Consider the following 18,652-nt stretch of genomic DNA (forward strand, 5'->3'; position numbering starts at 1 on the left):
AGTATGCCCGAAGCGACATATGTCCTGATCCGATTCCAGGAAACCGGTGACAGCAAGGTCCGCGCGGGCCTGCTGGCCGGCGGCCGGGTCCTGCCTCTGGACGGGGACATCAACTCCCTGATCGAGCACTGGGACACCATCGAGGGCCAGCTGGACGCGCTGGCCGCCTCGGCGGGCGGGGACACCGGCCTGGCTCTGGCCGACGTCGAGGTCCTTGCCCCGGTGGAGCCGGTCCAGGTCCTGCAGACCGGCGCCAACTACCGCAAGCACGTGATCGACCTTGCCGCCGCGCACCGCGAACCGGGCCAGGACGAAGACGAAGTGCGCACCAAAACAGCCGCCATGATGGACAAGCGCGCGGGCCAGGGCACGCCGTACTTCTTCATCGGGCTCCCCACGGCGATCGCCTCCGCCACGGACGACCTCACCCTGCCTGCGTACTCCGCGTCCCACGACTGGGAGCTGGAGCTGGCCGCGGTGATCGGCAGGCAGGCGTTCCGGGTCACCCCCGAGGAGGCCCTGGAGTACGTTTTTGGCTACACCATGGTCAACGACATCACCACGCGTGAGTACGTTTTCCGCAAGGACATGCCCGCCATCGGCTCGGACTGGTATCGGGCCAAAAACGCCCCCGGCTTCCTGCCCACCGGGCCGCTGCTGGTTCCCGCCAAGTTCTTCGGCGATCCGCAGGACGTCCAGGTGACGCTGAAGCTCAACGGCAAGGCGATGCAGGACGAATCCACGCAGGACATGATCTTCGGCGTGGCCAAGCTGGTCAGCGAAGCCTCCCAGATCATGCCGCTGCGTCCGGGCGACCTGGTCCTCACCGGGAGCCCGGCCGGCAACGGCCAGCACTGGGGCAGGCTGCTCCAGGACGGCGACGTGATGGAAGGCACCATCACTGGACTCGGCACGCAACTCATTCACTGCAAGGACGAAGTCCAGACTGAAAGCAGCCAACGGTGACCACCCAGGACACAGCATCCATCACTACCGGCACGAACACCGGCACCGGGGAATCAGCCACTGATTCGCCGGTGATCCGGCGTGAGGACCCGCTGGGCAGCATCCGGGCCATGGCGGCAGAGCACAACAACTGGGGCCGCTGGGGCCAGGATGACGTCCTCGGGACCCTGAACTTCATCGACGCCAACAAGCGCATCGAGGCAGCAGCCCTGGTGAAGACGGGCGAGGCTTTCTCGCTGTCCCAGCCCTTTGACACCAACGGCCCGCAGAAGGGCTGGCGCCGGCGCACCAACCCCGTCCACACCATGACCGATACAGGCGTGGACGCCGAACGCGGCAACCAGGGCTTCCCGCACGGCTTCGGCGGCGCAGACGACGTGATTGCCATGCCACTGCAGTGCTCCACGCAGTGGGACGGCCTGGGCCACATCTTCGACCAGGGCAAAGCCTGGAACGGACGCGCCGCCGGTGACGTGGTCACCTCCGAGGGCGACCTTGTGACCGGCATCGAAACCGCTGCGGCCAAGATCGTCACCCGCGGCGTCCTGCTGGACGTCGGCCGCGCCCTCGGTCCCGAGCTGGGCAGGACCGACGGCGAGCTGCCGGACGGTTTCGCCATCACCCCGGAACACCTCCGGCGGACCATCGACCTGCAGGGTCCGAGCTCAAAAGTGGGCCGCGGCGACATCGTGGTGATCCGCACCGGACAGTACACCCGGGTCCGCCGCGACGGCTGGGGCGACTATGCCGGCGGCTCAGCCCCCGGGCTGTCCTTCAGCTCCGCACCCTGGCTGCACGCCTCGGAGATCGCCGGGATCGCCACCGACACGTGGGGTTTCGAGGTCCGGCCCAACGAGTTCGACGGCGCTTTCCAACCGCTCCACCAGATCGCCATCCCCAACCTTGGGCTGTTCATCGGTGAGATGTGGGACCCGGACGGCCTGGCGGAAGCGTGCGCGGCGGACAGCAGGTACGACTTCCTGCTCACCGCAGCTCCGCTTCCCATCACCGGGGCCGTCGGATCGCCCGTGAACCCGATAGCTGTGCGGTAATCGCCGTCCGGTAGCTTTTCGTAGAACAACCACCAGCAGTAACGCCGTCAACACAAAGGAGTCAACGATGGCAGCAGTACAGAACGTCGGAATCGTCGGGGCGGGAGCCGCGGGACTGACCGCAGCCATCCTCTTGGCCGACGCCGGAATCCAGGTGGAAATCCTGGAGAAGGCAGACGCACCGCAGACCCTTGGCTCCGGAATCACGCTGCAGGGGAACGCCCTGCGGGTCCTTCGCCAGCTCGGCGTCTGGGATCAGATCGAGGCGAAGGGCTACGCGTTCAGCACCCTCGGCCTGCGCGCCCCGAACCCCGACGGCACGGTCATCGCCGTGCTGGATGACATGCGGACGGGCGGTGATGACCTGCCCGCCACCCTTGGAATGTACCGCCCAGACCTCACCGCCATCCTCCGCGAGCGTGCAGCGCAGGCAGGCGCCCTGATCAGCTACGGCAAGGCGGTCACCGGAATAACGGACGACGGCGGGTCCGTCACCGTGAGCACCGCCGACGGCGGCACCGCCACCTACGACCTGCTGATCGGCGCCGACGGCCTGCACTCAGCCGTCCGCAAGGCGATCGGCATCGACGCCGAACCCCAGTCCACGGGCATGGGCATCTGGCGTGCCTTCGTGGAGCGGCCAGAAGAGGTGGTCCGCACCGACCTCACTTACGGCGGCCCCTGCTTCATCGCCGGCTACTGCCCCACCGGCCCGAACACCATCTACGCCTATCTGGTGGAGAAGGCCCAGGAGCGCAAGCACGAGGACGGCCCGCGCATCATGGCCGAGCTCGCCGCAGCCTACGGCGGCCCCTGGAAGCAGATCCGCGCCAGCCTGGACCAGAGCGCCCGCATCAACTACACATGGTTCACCACCCACCTGGTGGACGGACCGTGGAACCGCGGCCGCTCCGTCATCATCGGCGACGCCGCCCACAGCTGCCCGCCAACCATTGCCCAAGGCGCCGCCATGGCAATGGAAGATGCGGCCGTGCTGGCCGAACTTCTGATCAGCGCCGACGACGTCACCGAGACCCTGTGGAAGGAATTCACCGACCGTCGCCTGGACCGGGCAAAAGCAGTGGTCGACGCCTCCGTCCAGCTGGGCCAGTGGATGCTCGACGGCGTCCGCGACGCCAACGTGCCTGGCCTGATGCATTCAGTCTCCAGCTTGGTCCGGGAACCCGCATGAGCAGCCGACCTGCAGAAAGACCCACCGTGGACGTCCACGCCCACATCCTCCTCCCTGCCCTGCAGCAACTGGTGGCCGAAGCCGACCCCAAGGGCTTCGGTGCCCAGCAGGCCCTGGAAGTCCGGCGGAACGGGCCTGAGTCGATGGCCGCGTCGGGCAAGATGATCAAGGAGCGGTGGCCGCAGCTGACCGACCTGGACCGCCGGCTCGCGGACATGGATGCCCAGGGTGTGGACGTGCAGCTGGTCTCGCCGTCGCCGTCGCACTTCTACTACTTCGCCGGAGAGGAACTGGCGCTGCAGCTGGCCAGGGCCGCCAACCAGGCAGTACGTGATTTCGTGGACCTCGCACCCGAGCGGCTCAACGGCCTGGGACTGGTCCCGCTGCAGCACCCCGCCCTCATGGTGGAAGCCCTGGAACACGCGGTGCTGGAATGCGGACTGCTCGGCGTCGAGATCGGCTCGTTCGCCGCCACTCCGGGCGACCCGGAGCGCAGCACCGTCGAGCTGTCTGACGCCAGGCTGGAACCGTTCTGGCACCGGGCCGAGGAACTCGGGGTGCTGGTGTTCCTGCACCCCTTCGGCTGTTCACTGGATGAGCGGCTGGACCGCTTTTACCTCGCCAACACCGTCTCCCAGCCCGCGGAAAACGCGGTGGCGCTGTCACACCTGATCTTCGGCGGGGTCCTCGACCGGCACCCGGCCCTGAAGGTTCTTGCCGCACACGGCGGCGGCTACCTTCCCACCACCCTCGGCCGCTCCGACCGCGCCTGGCGGGTCCGGCCGGAGGCACACGGCTGCGCCCAGCCGCCGTCCTCGTACTTGAAGAAGCTGTATTTCGACTCGCTCGTCCACAGCCCGGCTGAACTGCGGGCCCTGGTGGCCGCCGCCGGGCCGGAGCAGGTGCTGCTCGGCTCGGACTATCCGTTCGACATGGGCTCCGAGGATCCCGTGGGCGAGGTCCGTGCCGCGGCTCTAGCGGCGGAAAGCGCAGACAGGGTGCTGGCTGGCAACGCGGCTGCCCTTGGCATCACGCCCGCTTCAGTCCTCACCGCCCACCGCACAGCTTAAGGAACATCATGGTCAAGATCGCACGCTGGAATCACGACGGCGGGACGCAGTCCGGCTTCGTCGACAACGGAAACTGCTACGCGCTGCCCGCAGGCCAGGGCGTCCAGTCGCTGCTCGACGCCGGACTGGACGAAACGCTGGACCTTGCCCGGAAGGTTACCGGTTCCGCCACGCCAGTTCCGCTGGCGGACGTACATCTGCTCGCCCCGCTGGTTCCCGCCACCATCCGGGACTTTGTGGCGTTCGAAGAACACGTCGAGGGCGTGCGGAAAAGCATCGACGGCGTGGCCGGTGTGGTGCCCGAGTGGTACGAGGCACCCACGTTCTACTTCACCAATCCCCATACGGTAACCGGCACCGGCGAGGTGATTGGGATTCCCGCAGGGTGCGAGGACCTGGACTTCGAGACTGAAGTCGCCGCCGTCGTCGGACGCGTTCCCGGAAGCGACGGCCGGAACCTGACCGCGGACGAGGCGCACCGGCACATCTTCGGCTACACAGTGCTCAACGACTGGTCCGCTCGCGACCTGCAGCGCCGCGAGATGAAGGTCAGCCTGGGCCCGTGCAAAGGCAAGGACTTCGCCAACACGCTGGGGCCCTGGATTGTCACCGCGGATGAGTTCGAGGCTCTGCACGACGCCGAGGGGTTCCTGCCGATTTCCATGTCCGTCGAAGTGAACGGGGAAGCCATCGGCCAGGACCTGCTGTCCAACATGGGGTGGCCGTTCGCCGAACTGGTGGCCTACGCCTCGCAGGATTCCGTGGTGCGGCCCGGGGATGTGTTGGGTTCCGGCACGTGCGGAAGCGGCTGCCTCGCCGAGCTTTGGGGGCGGAACGGCTCGAAGACTCCCCCGCCGCTGAAGACCGGCGATGTTATCCGGATGACCGTTGAGGGCATTGGGACCATCGAGAATTCGGTGGGTGAACGGCGTGAGGCCGTGACCCGTGTGCCGGCCCGTTCCCGTCCGCGTAACCGGGTTGCCCCCGTGGTTACGGCCGGGACGTAGGGTGGTCTCCCTTCAGCTCGACGGCCGGACGGCGGTGGTCACCGGCGCGGGCCAGGGCCAGGGCGCAGCCGAGACGCGGCTGCTGGTGGAGGCCGGGGCACGGGTCATCGCCACCGATCTGGCACCGGACCTGCCGGCTGAGCTGGCCGCCATGCCTTCGCCTTCAGTTTCGAACGGTGCGCTGGTGTACCGGCAGCTGGACGTCTCCGACGCCTCCGGCTGGGCCGCCCTTGCTGCTTGGATCCAATCCCACGGCTGGCAGGTTGACGGGCTGGTCAACAACGCAGGCATCACCCAGCGCAGCCGTTTGCTCGATGCCTCCGTGGCCGACCTACAGCGCGTTTATGAGGTCAACGTTGCCGGATCCCTGCTGGGAATCCAGGCACTCGCGCCGCTGATGGCCATCGGCTCCGCGATCGTGAACGTGGGCTCCGTCGCGGGCCTGACGGCGCACTATCCGGTGGCGTACACCGCCAGCAAGTGGGCCCTGCGGGGGCTGTCCCAGGTGGCCGCCATGGAACTTGGCCCGCGCGGGATCCGCGTGAACACTGTCCACCCGGGCTTCATCGAGACCCCTATGACGGCGAGCGCCAGGCCCGAGTTTCGGAAGGCCACGCTGGCCGAGACTCCGCTGGGCCGGACCGGCAGTGTGGAGGAGGTGGCCAGTGTGGTGCTGTTCCTTCTCAGCCCGCTCTCGTCCTTCGTGACGGGTGCAGAGATCCCGGTGGACGGCGGCCAATCCGGCCACGGCGGAGCCAAGCCGGTCTCCGACGCGATGCGCTAGCCAGGCAGCACCGCCGACCAGCCGCCGTCGACCATCAGGTTGGCGCCCGTCACGTAGGACGCCTCATCGGAGGCTAGGAACAGCGCGCACTTGGCCACCTCCTCCGGCGCGCCGATCCGGCCGAGCGGGATGCTGCCGGCGATGGTGCGCATGGGGTGGTCGGGGGCCAGGAGGTTGCCCTCGGTGGCTGCGGTGCGGATCATTCCGGGGCTGACAGTATTTACCCGCAGTCCGTGAGGAGCCCCTTCGGCCGCGAGCTGCTTGGTCATGGCTACCACGGCGCCCTTCGTGGCTGTGTGGGCCAGCCGGCCGTTGGTCATGGATCCGGTGACTCCCGCCGTCGATCCCACCAGCACGATGGCGGCGTTCTGCGCCTGGACCAGTTGGGGCCAAAAGTACTTGACCGGCAGGAACACCACATCCATCTCGTGCTCCACATTCCATTTCCAGTCCGCAAAGCTCAGCTGCTCCACCGGGGCGAAACGAGTGACAGCCGCGTTGGCGTACAGGATGTGCACCTGGCCATGGTCCGCTGCCACGTGATGGGCCCAGACGGCCACGGCGGCCTCGTCAGTCAGATCGACCCGGCTGCTGCTCATCCGGCCGCCGGCTGCGGTGACCGCCGCGACAGTGTCCGCGGCGCCGTCGTCGTCCATGTCGCAGCCCACCACGAAGGCACCTGCCTCCGTGAAGGCGAGGGCGGCCGCCCTGCCCTGGCCGCTGCCCGTTCCGGTGATGACAGCGGTCTTGCCGGCGAGGCGGTGGCTGGAGACAGGCATGGAGGGTCCCTTCGAGAAGTGCGTTTCTTCGACTTTCGCAGGGATGGGCCGGGCGGGGAACGGCGCTTTGACTCTAGGTGGTATCTGCCGCACGAATAGTGACCGAGTGGGCACTGACGGGGAAGAGCTCGTGCAGCCGGGCACAGGCTCGCTGGACCACCGAGCGCAGCCAGACGCTGGCCGGGTCCTCCGCCTGCGACGGGTGCCAGTACATGGCCTCCACCAGGGACGCCGCGGCGCTTTCGGAGAATTCCAGCACCACAATGTGGGCGCCCCGCTGGGCGCGTGCGGCCAGCATCCCCGGAACCAGCGCCACAAGGTCCGTTCCCTCGACCAGTAGGGGCAGGGACAGGAACCCGGCCACCACGGCGGCCACCCGGCGCTGGATGCCCCGCGACTCGAACAGCTTGTCCGCCGGGGTGCTGATGCCCTCGCCGAAATAGCCGACGGCGTGGGGCACTGAGCTGAGGTCGGCCAGGGTGAGCTGCGGCTGCTTGAGCAGGGGGTTTCCGGCGTCGGCCACCGCCACGAAGCTGTCCCGGAAGAGCTGCTTGCTGGCGCCCTGCATGTGATATCCCGTGGGCCCCACGAGCAGGTCGATTTTCGAATAGTCGGCCATCTGGCCCTGGATCCCGGACTTGGCGGTGGGCACGAAGTCCACTGAGACACCGGGTGCCTCCTGGCGCAGGATCCCCCGCAGCGGCCCCACAATCAGCGCCGCGGCGTAGTCCGAGGCTGCGATGATGAATTCCCGCTCGCTCGTGGCCGCGTCGAAACCGGACCGCACACGCGTGGCCCGCTGGATGTGAAGCATGGCTTCATCAACCAGCGGGACCAGGGACTGCGCGAAGGGCGTCAGGTCATACGTGCGGCCGTTGCGGACCAGGAGTTCGTCGTCGAAATGGCGCCTGAGCCTGGCCATGGCCGCGCTGGTGGCCGGCTGACTGAGCTGCAGCCGCTCGGCCGCCCGGGAGACGTTCCGCAGTTCCAGCAGAACCTGAAGCTGGGGCAGCAGGTTAAGGTCCAGGTTCTTCATACCCACAGGTTATCCGCGCGTCGAACCAAGCTCCTCAGCAATCTTCCGGGCGCCGCGGACGGCGATGGCCACGCTCATCAGCGTAGGGTTCATGGCCGTGGCCGTCGGAATCAAAGCATTGCCGCCCACCAGCAGGTTCTCGTAGCCCCACACCCGCGACCACTGGTCCGCCACCGAGGTTCCGTTGTCCGTCTCGCCCATCCGCAAGGTGCCCTGGTAGTGCAGGCTCGAGCCGTTCGGCATCAGACGGGGTTCGGCAACGAAGACGCCGAGGGCCTTCCCTGCACGGCGGAGCCGCTCCGTGGCCCGGGCGATCTCCGACTCTTCCCGCTCGGTGAGCGCGTACTCGATGGTCATGTTCGGGAATCCCCGGTAGTCCGGCTCGTTGTCGTCAAAGGTGACGGCATCCTCGTAGCGCGGGTGCTTGCGCATTCCGTAGCCCATGTTGACGTAGCCCCAGCTGTTCTCGGCGTATGGGGTTCCCGGCTCCATCGGAAATGGCGTGGTCTCGGTGTACATCACCTGGACGGAGAAGGGGTGCTCCGGCTCGGAGAACGGGATGCGGTTCACGGCAGCTACGGGGTCTGCCGGGTTCTGTGCGCGCCGGGCCAGTTCGGCCTTGAGGTCCTCCGCAGTGGCGTACTGTCCCATCTTTTCGGCATCCAGCGCCACTGTGGATATGACCACCGGATGCTCGGTCAGGTAGTGGCCAAGCGCCTTCGGCCGCACACCGGAGGCCCACAGCAGCTGCGGGGAACGGAACGCGTCCGCCGCCACCACAACGATGTCCGCCGCCACAAAAGACGTCTCCCCCGTACGGAGGTCCTCGACGGTGACGCCGGTGACCCGGTGCCCGTCAAGTTCCACGCGACGCACCAGGGTGAGGGCACGAAGTTCGAACTGCCTCGAGAGCGGGCTGTCCGTATCGATCAACGGGCCGAGGACGACGTCGGCCCCCGCCCACCGCACGGACCCGTCAGCCTGCGGGTCGCCGGCAACCGGAAGGGTGCCCACGCCGTAGCCGTCCGGCAGTTCCGCGCCGAACTCTTCATCGAGGAGCGACCTGACGGCCTCGCCGATTTTCGAGTCGGCGAACGCTGCGCTGTGGACGTGCAACAGCTGCTTTGCGTCCTCGATGAGCGCATCCCACTCGTCATCTGCGATGAACGGGATCTTCTCGCTGAAGGCGGGCGACGGCGTCGCGCACGTCCAGTGCGCACCCTGGCCGCCGACGTTGGTGGCCGCAGCGGCTGCGGGAAAGGATGTGGCGTGGGCAGACCCCGCCCCGCCGAAGTCGAGCAGGTGCGTGCCCTGGCGCGCGGTGAACATGCCTTCGGTGACGGTGCCGGCAGGGATGCCGAGCGACTCGCGGTAGGCGCCGGCCTGCGGTCCCTGCGACATCTCCCGCGCACGGGCCTTTTCGCCGGCGTCGGGAATGTTCCGGACGCTCTCACCGGGCACTTCCGTCAGCTGCGGACCGGCTTCGAACATCACCACCCGGGCATTCGGCACCTGCTCGAGGAGTACCCGTGCGTAGGCGGAGCCGATGGGCCCGCTGCCGACGATGGCGATAGTGGGGTTGGACATGATGTCTCCTTTGAAATCAGGCCGAAAGGGATTCGGAAGTTGTTTGTGGGGCGGGAACGGGTTCGTCGGAGAGCCGGCCGTGCGGAAGCAGGACCGCCGCGACAATTCCCACGGCATAGGTAACGGCCAAGGCGAAGAAGATGGGAGTGAAGACGGAGGCGTAGGCCTGCGCGACGCTGGCCTGGACGGCCGGGTCCGCCGCGTGGACCAGCTGCGGGGTCAGGGTGGAAGCGTCAAGGCCTGCGGGCAGGAGGGCTGCCACGCCGTAGCCGATCACCCCGCCGATGACCGCCGTCGCTACGGTTGACCCCACCTGACGCACCAGATTGATGGTTGCCGTGATGGTCCCGGTCTGGCTGGCTGGCACCGCGCCCTGCACAACGGCGACAATCAGGCTCATAAACGCTCCGGTGCCCATGCCAACAAACCCCATAACAATCATGGGAACCCACAGCGGAAGCCCGGCAGGCAGTACCGCCATCATCAGAAGTCCGGCCGCTCCCAGCGACGTTCCCAGGATCGGGAAGATCCTGTACCGTCCGGTCCGGCTGGCCAGCCATCCGGTGAGCAGGTTGCTGATCAGCATGCCGAACACTGTGGCGATGGGGACCAGCCCGGATACGGTGGCGGTGGTTTGGTAGGCCATTTGGAAGTATGTGGGCAAATAGGCAGTGATGGAGAAGAGCCCGACGCCGATGATCGCGGACAGCGCGGTACCTGCGGCAATGGTCCGGTTGGCGAAGAGGCGGAGCGGCACGATGGGCTCGGGAGCCCGCCGCTCGACACAAAAGAAGACAACAAAGCCCGCGATACTGACCGTGAGCGCCGCAGCGGTGGCAAGGCCGGCGCTCCGTTCCGCAGCCCAGGTCACGGCAAGCACGAGTGCCACCAGCGCCGTGGTGAAGACAGCTGCCCCGGCAACATCGAAATGGCGTGGCATGGGGCCAGGCTCCAGGTGCGGCACAGCCACCAACGCGAGGCCCAGGGCTGCAGCGCCCACCGGGATGTTGATCCAGAAGACCCACTGCCAGCCCCAATAGTCGGTAATGGCGCCGCCCAGTACGGGGCCAACCAGGATCGCGATGGGGAAAGCCGCACCGATAAGGGCCATGTAGCCGGGCCGTTCCCGTTGCGTGGTGACCCTGGCAATGATGGTCTGGGACATCAGCTGCAGGCCTGCGGAACTCATGCCCTGCAGGACGCGTGCGGCGACGAGCCATGCCATGTCCTGGGCGAAGCCGCAGGCCAGGGAGGCGGCCAGGAACACAACCAATGAACCGAGGAAGATCCGGCGGGCCCCCAGCACATCGCCCATCTTGCCGAGCACGGGCAGCAGCACTGTGCTGGCGAGGGTGTAGCCCACAACAACCCAGCTCATTAGCTGCAGGGCGCCCAGCTCACCGGCGATGGTGGCCAGGGAAGTGGACACCACCGTGTGGTCCAGGGCCCCGAGGAAGGAGACCGAGAGCAGGGAAATAACAAGGAGACGGAGTCTCAAAGGTGAAAGAGGCATAGTGATCTACCCGAACGATCGGGCCGTCGACGCGACGTGTTGTGCCTCCGCCGCACCATCACGGCGGAGAACGGGTCCGAAAGAAACCCCGGCGCCACTACCCATCATACCTCACTTTAGTCTGAAAACAACAAAAGATTGCCCGAATAAACCTTAAGCCAGAACCGCGATTAGGTGCCGAGCAGGGCGGCCGTGAGGCTGACGTCCTCAAGCAGCTCATCCAGGTCCGCCACAGGCGCACCCGCCAAACAGGCTTGGAGCGCACGGCGCAACGCAAGGCGGGCCGACGCTTCAAAGCGTTCCGGTGCCCTCAATATGCCCTCTTCGGTGGTCGTCTCCAGCCGCGTCAACCCGGCAGGCTGATCCACAGTCACCTCCGTCCTCACTTCGCCGAGGGCGAGCACCTGGAGCAGGCCGCCGGCCGCGCACAGACCCGCGGCCGCCGTCGTCGTCGCCGCAAGGGTGGTGGGAATTGATGCGCCGGCAGTCCCTGCTGAGTCCAGCAGTGCGATCCTGCCCCGCGCCGTGGCAGCGCTGGAGCGAAGCGTCAGCGCCCCTTGTCCCAGGGATCGCGCCCAGCCAAAGCCATCGCGGATCACTGCATCGAAGCCCGCGCCGGGCGAAGCGCACTCAACGGTGACAATCCGGGCCGGGCTGCCGCCCCTTGCCCGAACCGCGTCAGCAACAACATCGGGGCGGAGGCGGGGGCGCTCCACGATGACCGGGATACCGCCTGGCCACTGCTCGGATTCAAGCGCCTCCCGCGGGAGTGCCCGCGGGTCCGCGATCACCACCGCCGATGCCCCGCCGGCCCGGGCCGCGAGCATGCCTTGCCACCAATTGCCGGATCCAGGCACCACCACCACAGCGCCGTCGACTTCCCCGGTCAGCGCGGCACTGAGAGGCAGTTCGGCAACAGCAGCCACATACGAAGGCAGAGCAGTTAGGACACGGCACCCACGGCCCACCGCGCTCATTGCAGCACTCCTTCAAGTACTTTCGCTGCGGCAGCATCTGCGAGGTCAAGTGCATAGTGCGAATCCGCCAGCAGTTCGTCGTACTCCACCGGAGCCGCACCCTCAAGGAGCGACGCAAGCAGGCGCCATTCCGCCACATAGCCGTCTTCCGGATCCCGTCCATACTCCGTCCATTGCCCATCCGCGCTTCGTACGCGGGTGCCGGCGCTTCCGGCATGGACAAAGGCGGGAGGGAAGTTCACCTCAATGCGGTCGTGGGCCGTGGCAATGCTCATCCGCCAGAGGGCATCGGGTCCTTCCGGAAGCATAGTCAGCGCCAGTTGGACCAGGACGCCGCCTGACCGGTAGCCCACCAGGTAGCCGATGGGCGGAGCGACCCGCGCGTAAACCACCTCGTCAATGCCCGGCGCGATGTCCCTGACAGCGGGAAGATCATGAATTGCGAGGCCCGTCAGCAGCTGCCGCAGGACCTCAGCCTCCACTGCACGATCATCCAGGTCCGGACGTCCCCGGCGCGCTGCCTGGAAAGGACCGCCCTCGGCGACCAGGCGGTGGTACCTGTCATTCGGGGGGAGGGCCAGCGTCACGGAGATTGCCTGCACCCGACCTTCGAGGGCAACCAGGTGATGCTTGGCACGCCCCCATGCCGCGTCAAACAAATGGTTTGTGCCCACCAGGAGGACGGTGCCCGTGGCCCGGCACGCAGCAATGACCTCTTCAGCTTCTTCCTTGCTCGCGGCCAGCGGTTTCTCGCAGAAGACGGCCCGCTTGCCCGCGGCCACCGCAGCGAGGATTTGGCGCCCATGCTCCCCTGGCGGACTGCAAACCGCCACCACATCCACGATCGCGTCCGCGAGCAGGCCCGCCTCCCCCTCCGACCAACGGGCACCAAGCTGCCCGGCCAGAACCCGGGCGCGCCCACTTCCGGCATCGGCAACGTGCACCACCCTGAACAGCTCCGCCAGCCGCCCCAGCACCGGAAGGTGAAGAGCCGCAACCCCCGGCCCCGCTCCAAGAACCCCTACGTTCCAAGGCATCATTGCCCTCCTTCTTATGTCTTTATTATTCATAAGTTGGGTCGGTTCTGGCTATAGTCGCGCCCCACGGCACCTTAGTAGGCCCCAATGTGTGAGAATTGTGAGCATGACGACAGACTCCACACTCCGCTTTGGAGCCCAAACGGATGAAGTGACGAGCCTTTTGCGGATCGTCAACCTGGTGCGAACTGGCGAAGCAACCACGCGCCCGGAAATCGGCAAGGTCACCGGCCTGGGCAGGGGCGTCGTCAGTCAACGTGTGGATCAGGCCATCCAGATTGGTTTCCTCGGGGACGGCGAGTTCGGCGCCTCGTCCGGCGGCCGCGCGCCACGGACCCTGCGGTTTCGTGCGGAGCAGGGGCTGATCGTTATTTGCGCCCTCGGAGCGGCTCACATGAGGGTCGGCATAACGGCGCTCGACGGCGACATCCTGGAACACACGCACCGACCCTGGGATATCGCGCAGGGTCCGGAGAAGACCATTGATGCGGTCATGTCCCTGATCGACGATTTGCTGAAGAAGGACCCCAAGGTGCCCGTGTGGGGCGTGGTGGTGGGGCTTCCCGGCCCGGTCGACTTCGCTACGGGACAGCCGGTGGCGCCACCGATCATGCCGGGATGGAACGGTTACGATGTCCGCACCCCCTTTGGAGAACGCTTCAATGCACCGGTATGGGTGGACAACGATTCCAACCTCCTTGCCCTCGGGGAACGCGCCCGACGGCGCGACTCACTGGTGGACCTGATTTACTGCAAAATCGGCTCGGGCATCGGAGCCGGCCTCCTGTCCAAGGGCAGGATCCACCGCGGTGCAAACGGGGCCGCCGGCGACATCGGCCATGTCCGAGTCTCCGACTCGGATGCACAGTGCCGTTGCGGCAAGATCGGCTGCCTCGAATCGGTGGCCGGCGGCTGGGCGCTGGTCCGGGACGCAGAGGAGGCCATCAAGGACGGGGCCAGCACCTCCCTGGCCGCGCCGGCGAAGAAGGGGGCACTGACCCTTGAGGAGATCACCCTCGCAGCCCAGGCCGGGGATTCGCTGGCCATCACCCTCGTCCAAAAGTCGGCCCGCGTAGCAGGCGAAACCATTTCAGCACTCGTGAACATGTTCAACCCCGGAGTCATTGTCATCGGCGGTGCGATGGGCTCCGCCGGCGAGGTGTTCCTGGCCGAGGTGCGCCAGCGGGTCTACGAACTGTCGCTGCCGCTCGCCACCCGGGACCTCACCATCACACTCTCGGTCAACGATGAGCGCGAACCGCTGCGCGGCGGGGCCGAACTTGCCCGCGAGCAGCTGTTCGACGTCACCTTCCCCCGCTGGTTCGCGGAGGGCCGGCCGTCACCGGAGCGGGCAACCGTTCCGGCATAGTGTTCACCGCGGACGCAGGCGTTACCTGCGCCCGCTCAGACCGCATCGCCTTTGTCAGGCCACGTCGCGGGACACGCTCGGCACCGGCTCCCGGTCGGGATCCAACCGGGCCTCCAGGCGAAACGGCAGGACCAGCGGAGAGCCGGGACCCGCCTGCAGGTAGGGCACCAGCAGTTGGAAGTCGACGGCCACGGCGCGCATACCGGCCCCCAGCGTGCACCGGCCAGCCAGGACCAGCCTGTCCTGCACGAACCACCAGCCGGACACTTCGCCGAGCGCATCGGCCGGCACGCGCCGCCTCCCCAGCACCACACTCAGCTCCCCCGGCGCCAGCGGAACGCCGTCGAGCTCTACTGCCAGGCCAGCCAGGCTGGAAAGGGGCATCGAGCGGATCCAGGGAAGGCCCACCCGAAGCTCGAAACCCCCGGGTGTGGCCGTCAGCGCATCTTCGCGCAAAGCTGTTTGCAACATGGCTTCGATCCTTTATCCTAAAAGTGACATAAGTTTGTCAGTATCAAGCATAAATGAAAAGGCACCCGAATGGCCCCCGAAATTCCCAACGGCTGGACTCTCTGCGCCAGCTCGTTCAACTGGACTCCGGAAATCACCGCCGCTGCCCGCACGGCCCAGGACATCGTCACCGGCATAGCGGACGCCGTCACGAAAACAATCGAGATCGAACCCGGGCTGCTGTGGCGGTCCTTCCCCGCTCCGGAGGACGCCGAAGTGGAGGCACTGCGCGACGGGCTGGCCGCCAAAGGGGGACGTGTCAGCATCGTGGGCGCCAGCCTGGACGATTTCACCTCTCCGACCGAACGCCGCACGCTTCAGGAGCGCCTGGACTTCCTGGTCCCCCAGCTGCATGCCGCCCGCCGCGTGGGCGCCGGCGGGGTCCGGCTGCCGATCGGCCAGGCGGGCACCGAACTGCTCACCCTGCTGCAGCCGCTGCTGCACGAGCTCGACCTGGTGCTGTACGAAGAGATCCAGGGCCAGCAGACTCCCGGGAACCCCGCGGTTGCGCCGGCCCTTGAGGCGATAGCCGGGCTTGCTGATGATCGCGTGCGGGCACTCGTGGATATCAGCATGCTGATGCCGGCCCTTCCTGTCAGCTACCTTGAGGAACTGCGGCGGGGAGGCGTTTCCACAGACCTTCTGGAGCGCCTGGAGAATGACTGGCGGGATCCCGCTACCCACAACGCCGTCACGGCCCTGCTCCGGGCAGGGAAGGTGCCGCCGCGCATCCACACCCTCTTTATGAACCTCCTCATCCGCTTTGGCCGCAGCGACGCCACAGACCTGCAGGGCATCCTCCCCCTGGTGGGCGCTTTCCACCTGAAGTTCTGGGACCTGGACGACGACGGCCGCCGGGTTTCGCAGCCGCTTCGTGATCTTGGCAGCCTCCTCGGGAGGAGCGGTTTCACCGGCACGCTGACCAGCGAATGGGGCGGCCACGAGTGGCTTCAGGATGACCCCACAGACATGACGCGGCGGCATCTTGCGCTGGCAGAGACAGCTTTGACAGCCCAAACGGTCGGTGGTTGAGCGATCCCCGGCGCCGGTGGTCGAGCCCGTCGAAACCCGATTTCGGCAGGCTCAAACAACAAAAGAGGCCGGCCCCGCGGGGCCGGCCCTTCTGTTGGTTGCTACTCTGTGCGGTGCTACTTCGTGCTGAAAGCGGCGTCGAAGGCCGCTGCGGAGGGCTCATAGCTGGAGAGCCGGCGCACGAAGGCAAGCGCCTCGGGGGCGCCGTCCAGCCGGTCCATGCCCGCGTCCTCCCACTCCACGGACAGCGGCCCGCGGTAATCGATGGCATTGAGCATGCGGAACGCATCCTCCCAGGGCACATCGCCGTGCCCGGTGGAGATGAAGTCCCAGCCGCGGCGCGGGTCAGCCCAGGGCAGGTGGGACGACAGCCGGCCGTTCCGGCCGTTGCCGAGCCGCTTCTTCGTGTCCTTGCAGTGCACGTGGTAAATCCGGTCCTTGAAGTCCCACAGGAACCCCACAGGATCGATGTCCTGCCACACCATGTGGCTTGGGTCCCAGTTCAGCCCGAAGGCCTCGCGGCGCCCGATCGCCTCGAGGGTGCGCTGTGTTGTCCAGTAGTCGTAGGCGATCTCGGACGGGTGCACCTCATGGGCGAACCGGACACCGACCTCGTCGAAGACGTCCAGGATGGGATTCCAGCGGTCCGCAAAGTCCTGGTAACCGGCGTCGACCATCTTTTCGGACGCGGGCGGGAACATCGCCACGTACTTCCAGATGGACGATCCGGTAAACCCGGTGACCGTTGCGACGCCCAGCCTGGCGGCGAGCCGGGCGGTGTTCTTCAACTCCTCTGCTGCGCGACAGCGGACCCCTTCAGGATCGCCGTCGCCCCACACGACGTCCGGCAGGATGCCGCGGTGCCGTTCGTCGATGGGGTCGTCACAGACGGCCTGGCCTTTGAGGTGGTTGGCGATGGCCCACACCTTGAGGCCGTGGCGTTCAAGGATGTCCAGCTTGCCCTGCACAAAGGCGTCGTCATCCCATCGCCAGGGGTCCAGGTGGTCACCCCAGCAGGCGATCTCCAGCCCGTCGTAGCCCCACTCCCCGGCGAGCCGGGCCACCTCCTCAAACGGCAGGTCGGCCCATTGGCCGGTAAACAAGGTAATTGGTCGTGCCACGTACTTTCCCCTCTCTACAAGGCCCGCACAGGAACGTCGACGGCGACGCGCGTCCAGGCGGAATCATTCTCGGAACTGCGCTCGACGGCGTCGAGCACCCGCTGCACCCTTAGCCCGTCAGCGAAGGTCGGATGCGGATCAGTGCCGGCCACGATGCCCTCCACGAGGTCCTTGACCTGATGGGAGAACCCGTGTTCGTAGCCGAGCATGTGACCGGCCGGCCACCACGCCGAAACGTAGGGATGCTCTGCTTCGGTGACCAGGATCTTCCGGAAGCCCTGGCGGTCCGAGGATGCCCTCCGGTCGTAGAACTGGACGCTGTTCAGATCCTCAAGATCGAAGGCCAAGGCACCCTTGTCCCCGGAGATTTCGATCTCCAGCGCGTTCTTCCGGCCGGTGGCAAAGCGGGAGGCCTCGAACGACGCCAACGCCCCGGACTCGAAGCGGCCGGTGAAGATGGCGATGTCGTCCACCGTCACCGGGCCTTTGCCAATACCGGCAGTGCCGGACAGCCCCGTCTTGGAAAGCCCGGAACCGGTGTCGAGCAGCGGCCGCTCCTTCACAATGGTGTCAACGACGCCGGACACCTTCTCCAGGTTCAGTCCGGTGACGAACTGGGCCAGGTCGATGGCATGGGCGCCGATGTCCCCCAGCGCACCGGAGCCAGCGTGCTCCTTCTGCAGCCGCCAGGCCAGCGGCATCTCCGGGTCAACCAGCCAGTCCTGCCGGTAGGCGGCGCGCACGTGATTGATCCTGCCCACGGCCCCCGCCGCGATGAGGTTACGGAGGAACGTGACGGCGGGAACGCGGCGGTACGTGAATCCCACCATCGCCCGGACGCCCCGTGCCGCCGCGCGCTCGGCAGCTGCGGCCATCGCTTCGGCCTCCGCCACAGTGTTGGCCAACGGCTTTTCGCACAAAACGTGCTTCCCCGCCTCCAATGCGGCGATCGCAATCTCGGCGTGGGAGTCACCGGGGGTGACAATGTCGACGACGTCGATATCGTCCCGGACGATTACTTCGCGCCAGTCCGTGGCTGACTCCGCCCAGCCCCACTTCTTCGCCGCCGCTGCGGCAGCAGACGCGTTGCGCCCCACAACAACCGCCATTTCCGGCTCGGCCGGCAGGCCGAACACACGGGGGGCCGTCCGCCAGCCCTGGGAGTGGGCGGACCCCATAAACCCGTGGCCGATCATGGCCACGCGCAGGGTTGTCATGCGAGCACTACCTTGCGCTCCACCGCCACGCGGTTGCCCACGTAACGCTGGGGCGCGATCTGCATGTAGAGCAGGCGGAGCGTGAGGATGACCTCGACGTCGATCTCTTCGCCGGCGTCGGGGACGCGGTCCAGCGGGATAATGATCTCCGGCTTATCAGCCACGAACCACAGGGTTTCCCACTGCTCGGGAAGTTCGGCAATGGAGTAGGACTTTCCCTGCAGTTCAAAACGGAGGGACTCCTTGGGGACCTCATCGCCGTTGACCGATGCAACGACGTCGTCAACAGCGGACAGCCAAAGGCTGCGGTACCAGGGCAGTTGCACTGACACGGCAATGCCTTCGGGGTGCCTGCGGACGTCGGCGTCCTGGAACAGGGAATTATGAGTTGCCATGGCTTTCC

The 18,652-nt window shown here is 66.8% G+C and carries 18 protein-coding genes; 8 read left to right on the top strand and 10 right to left on the bottom strand.

Annotated features, from left to right (window positions below; translation table 11 throughout):
* Window positions 1-3 precede the first annotated feature (3 nt).
* The 6 genes from J2808_RS07250 to J2808_RS07275 all read left to right on the top strand — a co-directional run bounded on the left by J2808_RS07250 (window position 4) and on the right by J2808_RS07275 (window position 6,071).
* Entirely contained in the window at window positions 4-966 is a 963-nt protein-coding gene (locus J2808_RS07250) for a fumarylacetoacetate hydrolase family protein (RefSeq protein ID WP_309813776.1), read from the top strand.
* The gene (locus tag J2808_RS07255; protein ID WP_309813780.1) at window positions 963-2,018 is read left to right on the top strand and encodes a cyclase family protein; all 1,056 of its coding nucleotides are present in this window, start codon (window positions 963-965) and stop codon (window positions 2,016-2,018) included. The genes J2808_RS07250 and J2808_RS07255 overlap by 4 nt, the downstream gene beginning before the upstream one ends.
* A 67-nt stretch (window positions 2,019-2,085) precedes the next feature.
* Window positions 2,086-3,210, top strand: a complete 1,125-nt coding sequence (locus J2808_RS07260; protein WP_309813783.1) for an FAD-dependent monooxygenase — start codon at window positions 2,086-2,088, stop codon at window positions 3,208-3,210.
* Window positions 3,207-4,280 (top strand): amidohydrolase family protein, encoded by a 1,074-nt coding sequence (locus tag J2808_RS07265; RefSeq protein ID WP_309813785.1) that lies wholly within the window; start codon window positions 3,207-3,209, stop codon window positions 4,278-4,280. Before J2808_RS07260 ends, J2808_RS07265 begins: the two co-directional genes overlap by 4 nt.
* A gap of 8 nt (window positions 4,281-4,288) precedes the next feature.
* Window positions 4,289-5,287, top strand: coding sequence for a fumarylacetoacetate hydrolase family protein (locus tag J2808_RS07270; RefSeq protein ID WP_309813788.1), 999 nt, complete (start codon window positions 4,289-4,291; stop codon window positions 5,285-5,287).
* Between the two features lies 1 nt (window position 5,288).
* Complete coding sequence (locus J2808_RS07275) at window positions 5,289-6,071, top strand: SDR family NAD(P)-dependent oxidoreductase (protein WP_309813791.1); 783 nt, start codon at window positions 5,289-5,291, stop codon at window positions 6,069-6,071.
* Here J2808_RS07275 and J2808_RS07280 read toward each other — a convergent pair.
* From J2808_RS07280 to J2808_RS07305, 6 genes are all read right to left on the bottom strand, one after another.
* Window positions 6,068-6,850, bottom strand: a complete 783-nt coding sequence (locus tag J2808_RS07280) for an SDR family NAD(P)-dependent oxidoreductase (RefSeq protein WP_309813794.1) — start codon at window positions 6,848-6,850, stop codon at window positions 6,068-6,070. The two genes, J2808_RS07275 and J2808_RS07280, sit on opposite strands and share 4 nt — an antisense overlap.
* A 73-nt stretch (window positions 6,851-6,923) precedes the next feature.
* Complete coding sequence (locus J2808_RS07285; RefSeq protein WP_309813795.1) at window positions 6,924-7,886, bottom strand: LysR family transcriptional regulator; 963 nt, start codon at window positions 7,884-7,886, stop codon at window positions 6,924-6,926.
* A gap of 9 nt (window positions 7,887-7,895) precedes the next feature.
* Window positions 7,896-9,473 carry a GMC oxidoreductase gene (locus J2808_RS07290; RefSeq protein ID WP_309813797.1) on the bottom strand — a complete coding sequence of 526 codons (1,578 nt, stop codon included), beginning with the start codon at window positions 9,471-9,473 and terminating at the stop codon, window positions 7,896-7,898.
* A 16-nt stretch (window positions 9,474-9,489) separates the two neighbouring features.
* A complete protein-coding gene (locus J2808_RS07295; RefSeq protein ID WP_309813799.1) occupies window positions 9,490-10,971 on the bottom strand; it encodes an MFS transporter in 1,482 nt (493 codons plus the stop codon).
* A 185-nt stretch (window positions 10,972-11,156) separates the two neighbouring features.
* A complete protein-coding gene (locus J2808_RS07300) occupies window positions 11,157-11,912 on the bottom strand; it encodes a hypothetical protein (protein ID WP_309813801.1) in 756 nt (251 codons plus the stop codon).
* 47 nt (window positions 11,913-11,959) lie between these two features.
* Window positions 11,960-13,000, bottom strand: coding sequence for a Gfo/Idh/MocA family protein (locus J2808_RS07305; protein WP_309813804.1), 1,041 nt, complete (start codon window positions 12,998-13,000; stop codon window positions 11,960-11,962).
* Window positions 13,001-13,106: 106 nt separating this feature from the next.
* On the opposite strand from J2808_RS07305, the gene J2808_RS07310 reads away from it, so the two are divergent.
* Complete coding sequence (locus tag J2808_RS07310; RefSeq protein ID WP_309813806.1) at window positions 13,107-14,369, top strand: ROK family protein; 1,263 nt, start codon at window positions 13,107-13,109, stop codon at window positions 14,367-14,369.
* Between the two features lie 54 nt (window positions 14,370-14,423).
* Here J2808_RS07310 and J2808_RS07315 read toward each other — a convergent pair whose 3' ends face one another.
* Window positions 14,424-14,840, bottom strand: a complete 417-nt coding sequence (locus J2808_RS07315; protein ID WP_309813809.1) for a hypothetical protein — start codon at window positions 14,838-14,840, stop codon at window positions 14,424-14,426.
* Between the two features lie 69 nt (window positions 14,841-14,909).
* Here J2808_RS07315 and J2808_RS07320 point away from each other — a divergent pair, with 69 nt between their 5' ends.
* Window positions 14,910-15,911 carry a restriction endonuclease subunit R gene (locus tag J2808_RS07320; protein ID WP_309813814.1) on the top strand — a complete coding sequence of 334 codons (1,002 nt, stop codon included), beginning with the start codon at window positions 14,910-14,912 and terminating at the stop codon, window positions 15,909-15,911.
* Between the two features lie 116 nt (window positions 15,912-16,027).
* On the opposite strand, the gene J2808_RS07325 is transcribed toward J2808_RS07320, so the two are convergent.
* From J2808_RS07325 to J2808_RS07335, 3 genes are read right to left on the bottom strand one after another with little or no spacing between them, the layout of a single operon-like run.
* Window positions 16,028-17,032, bottom strand: a complete 1,005-nt coding sequence (locus tag J2808_RS07325) for a sugar phosphate isomerase/epimerase family protein (protein ID WP_309813817.1) — start codon at window positions 17,030-17,032, stop codon at window positions 16,028-16,030.
* Between the two features lie 14 nt (window positions 17,033-17,046).
* Entirely contained in the window at window positions 17,047-18,249 is a 1,203-nt protein-coding gene (locus J2808_RS07330) for a Gfo/Idh/MocA family protein (protein ID WP_309813820.1), read from the bottom strand.
* Complete coding sequence (locus J2808_RS07335; RefSeq protein ID WP_309813824.1) at window positions 18,246-18,644, bottom strand: C-glycoside deglycosidase beta subunit domain-containing protein; 399 nt, start codon at window positions 18,642-18,644, stop codon at window positions 18,246-18,248. The genes J2808_RS07330 and J2808_RS07335 overlap by 4 nt, the downstream gene beginning before the upstream one ends.
* Window positions 18,645-18,652: the final 8 nt, after the last annotated feature.

Origin of the sequence: Pseudarthrobacter sulfonivorans, assembly GCF_031454915.1 — a bacterium.
GTDB lineage: Bacteria > Actinomycetota > Actinomycetes > Actinomycetales > Micrococcaceae > Arthrobacter > Arthrobacter sulfonivorans_C.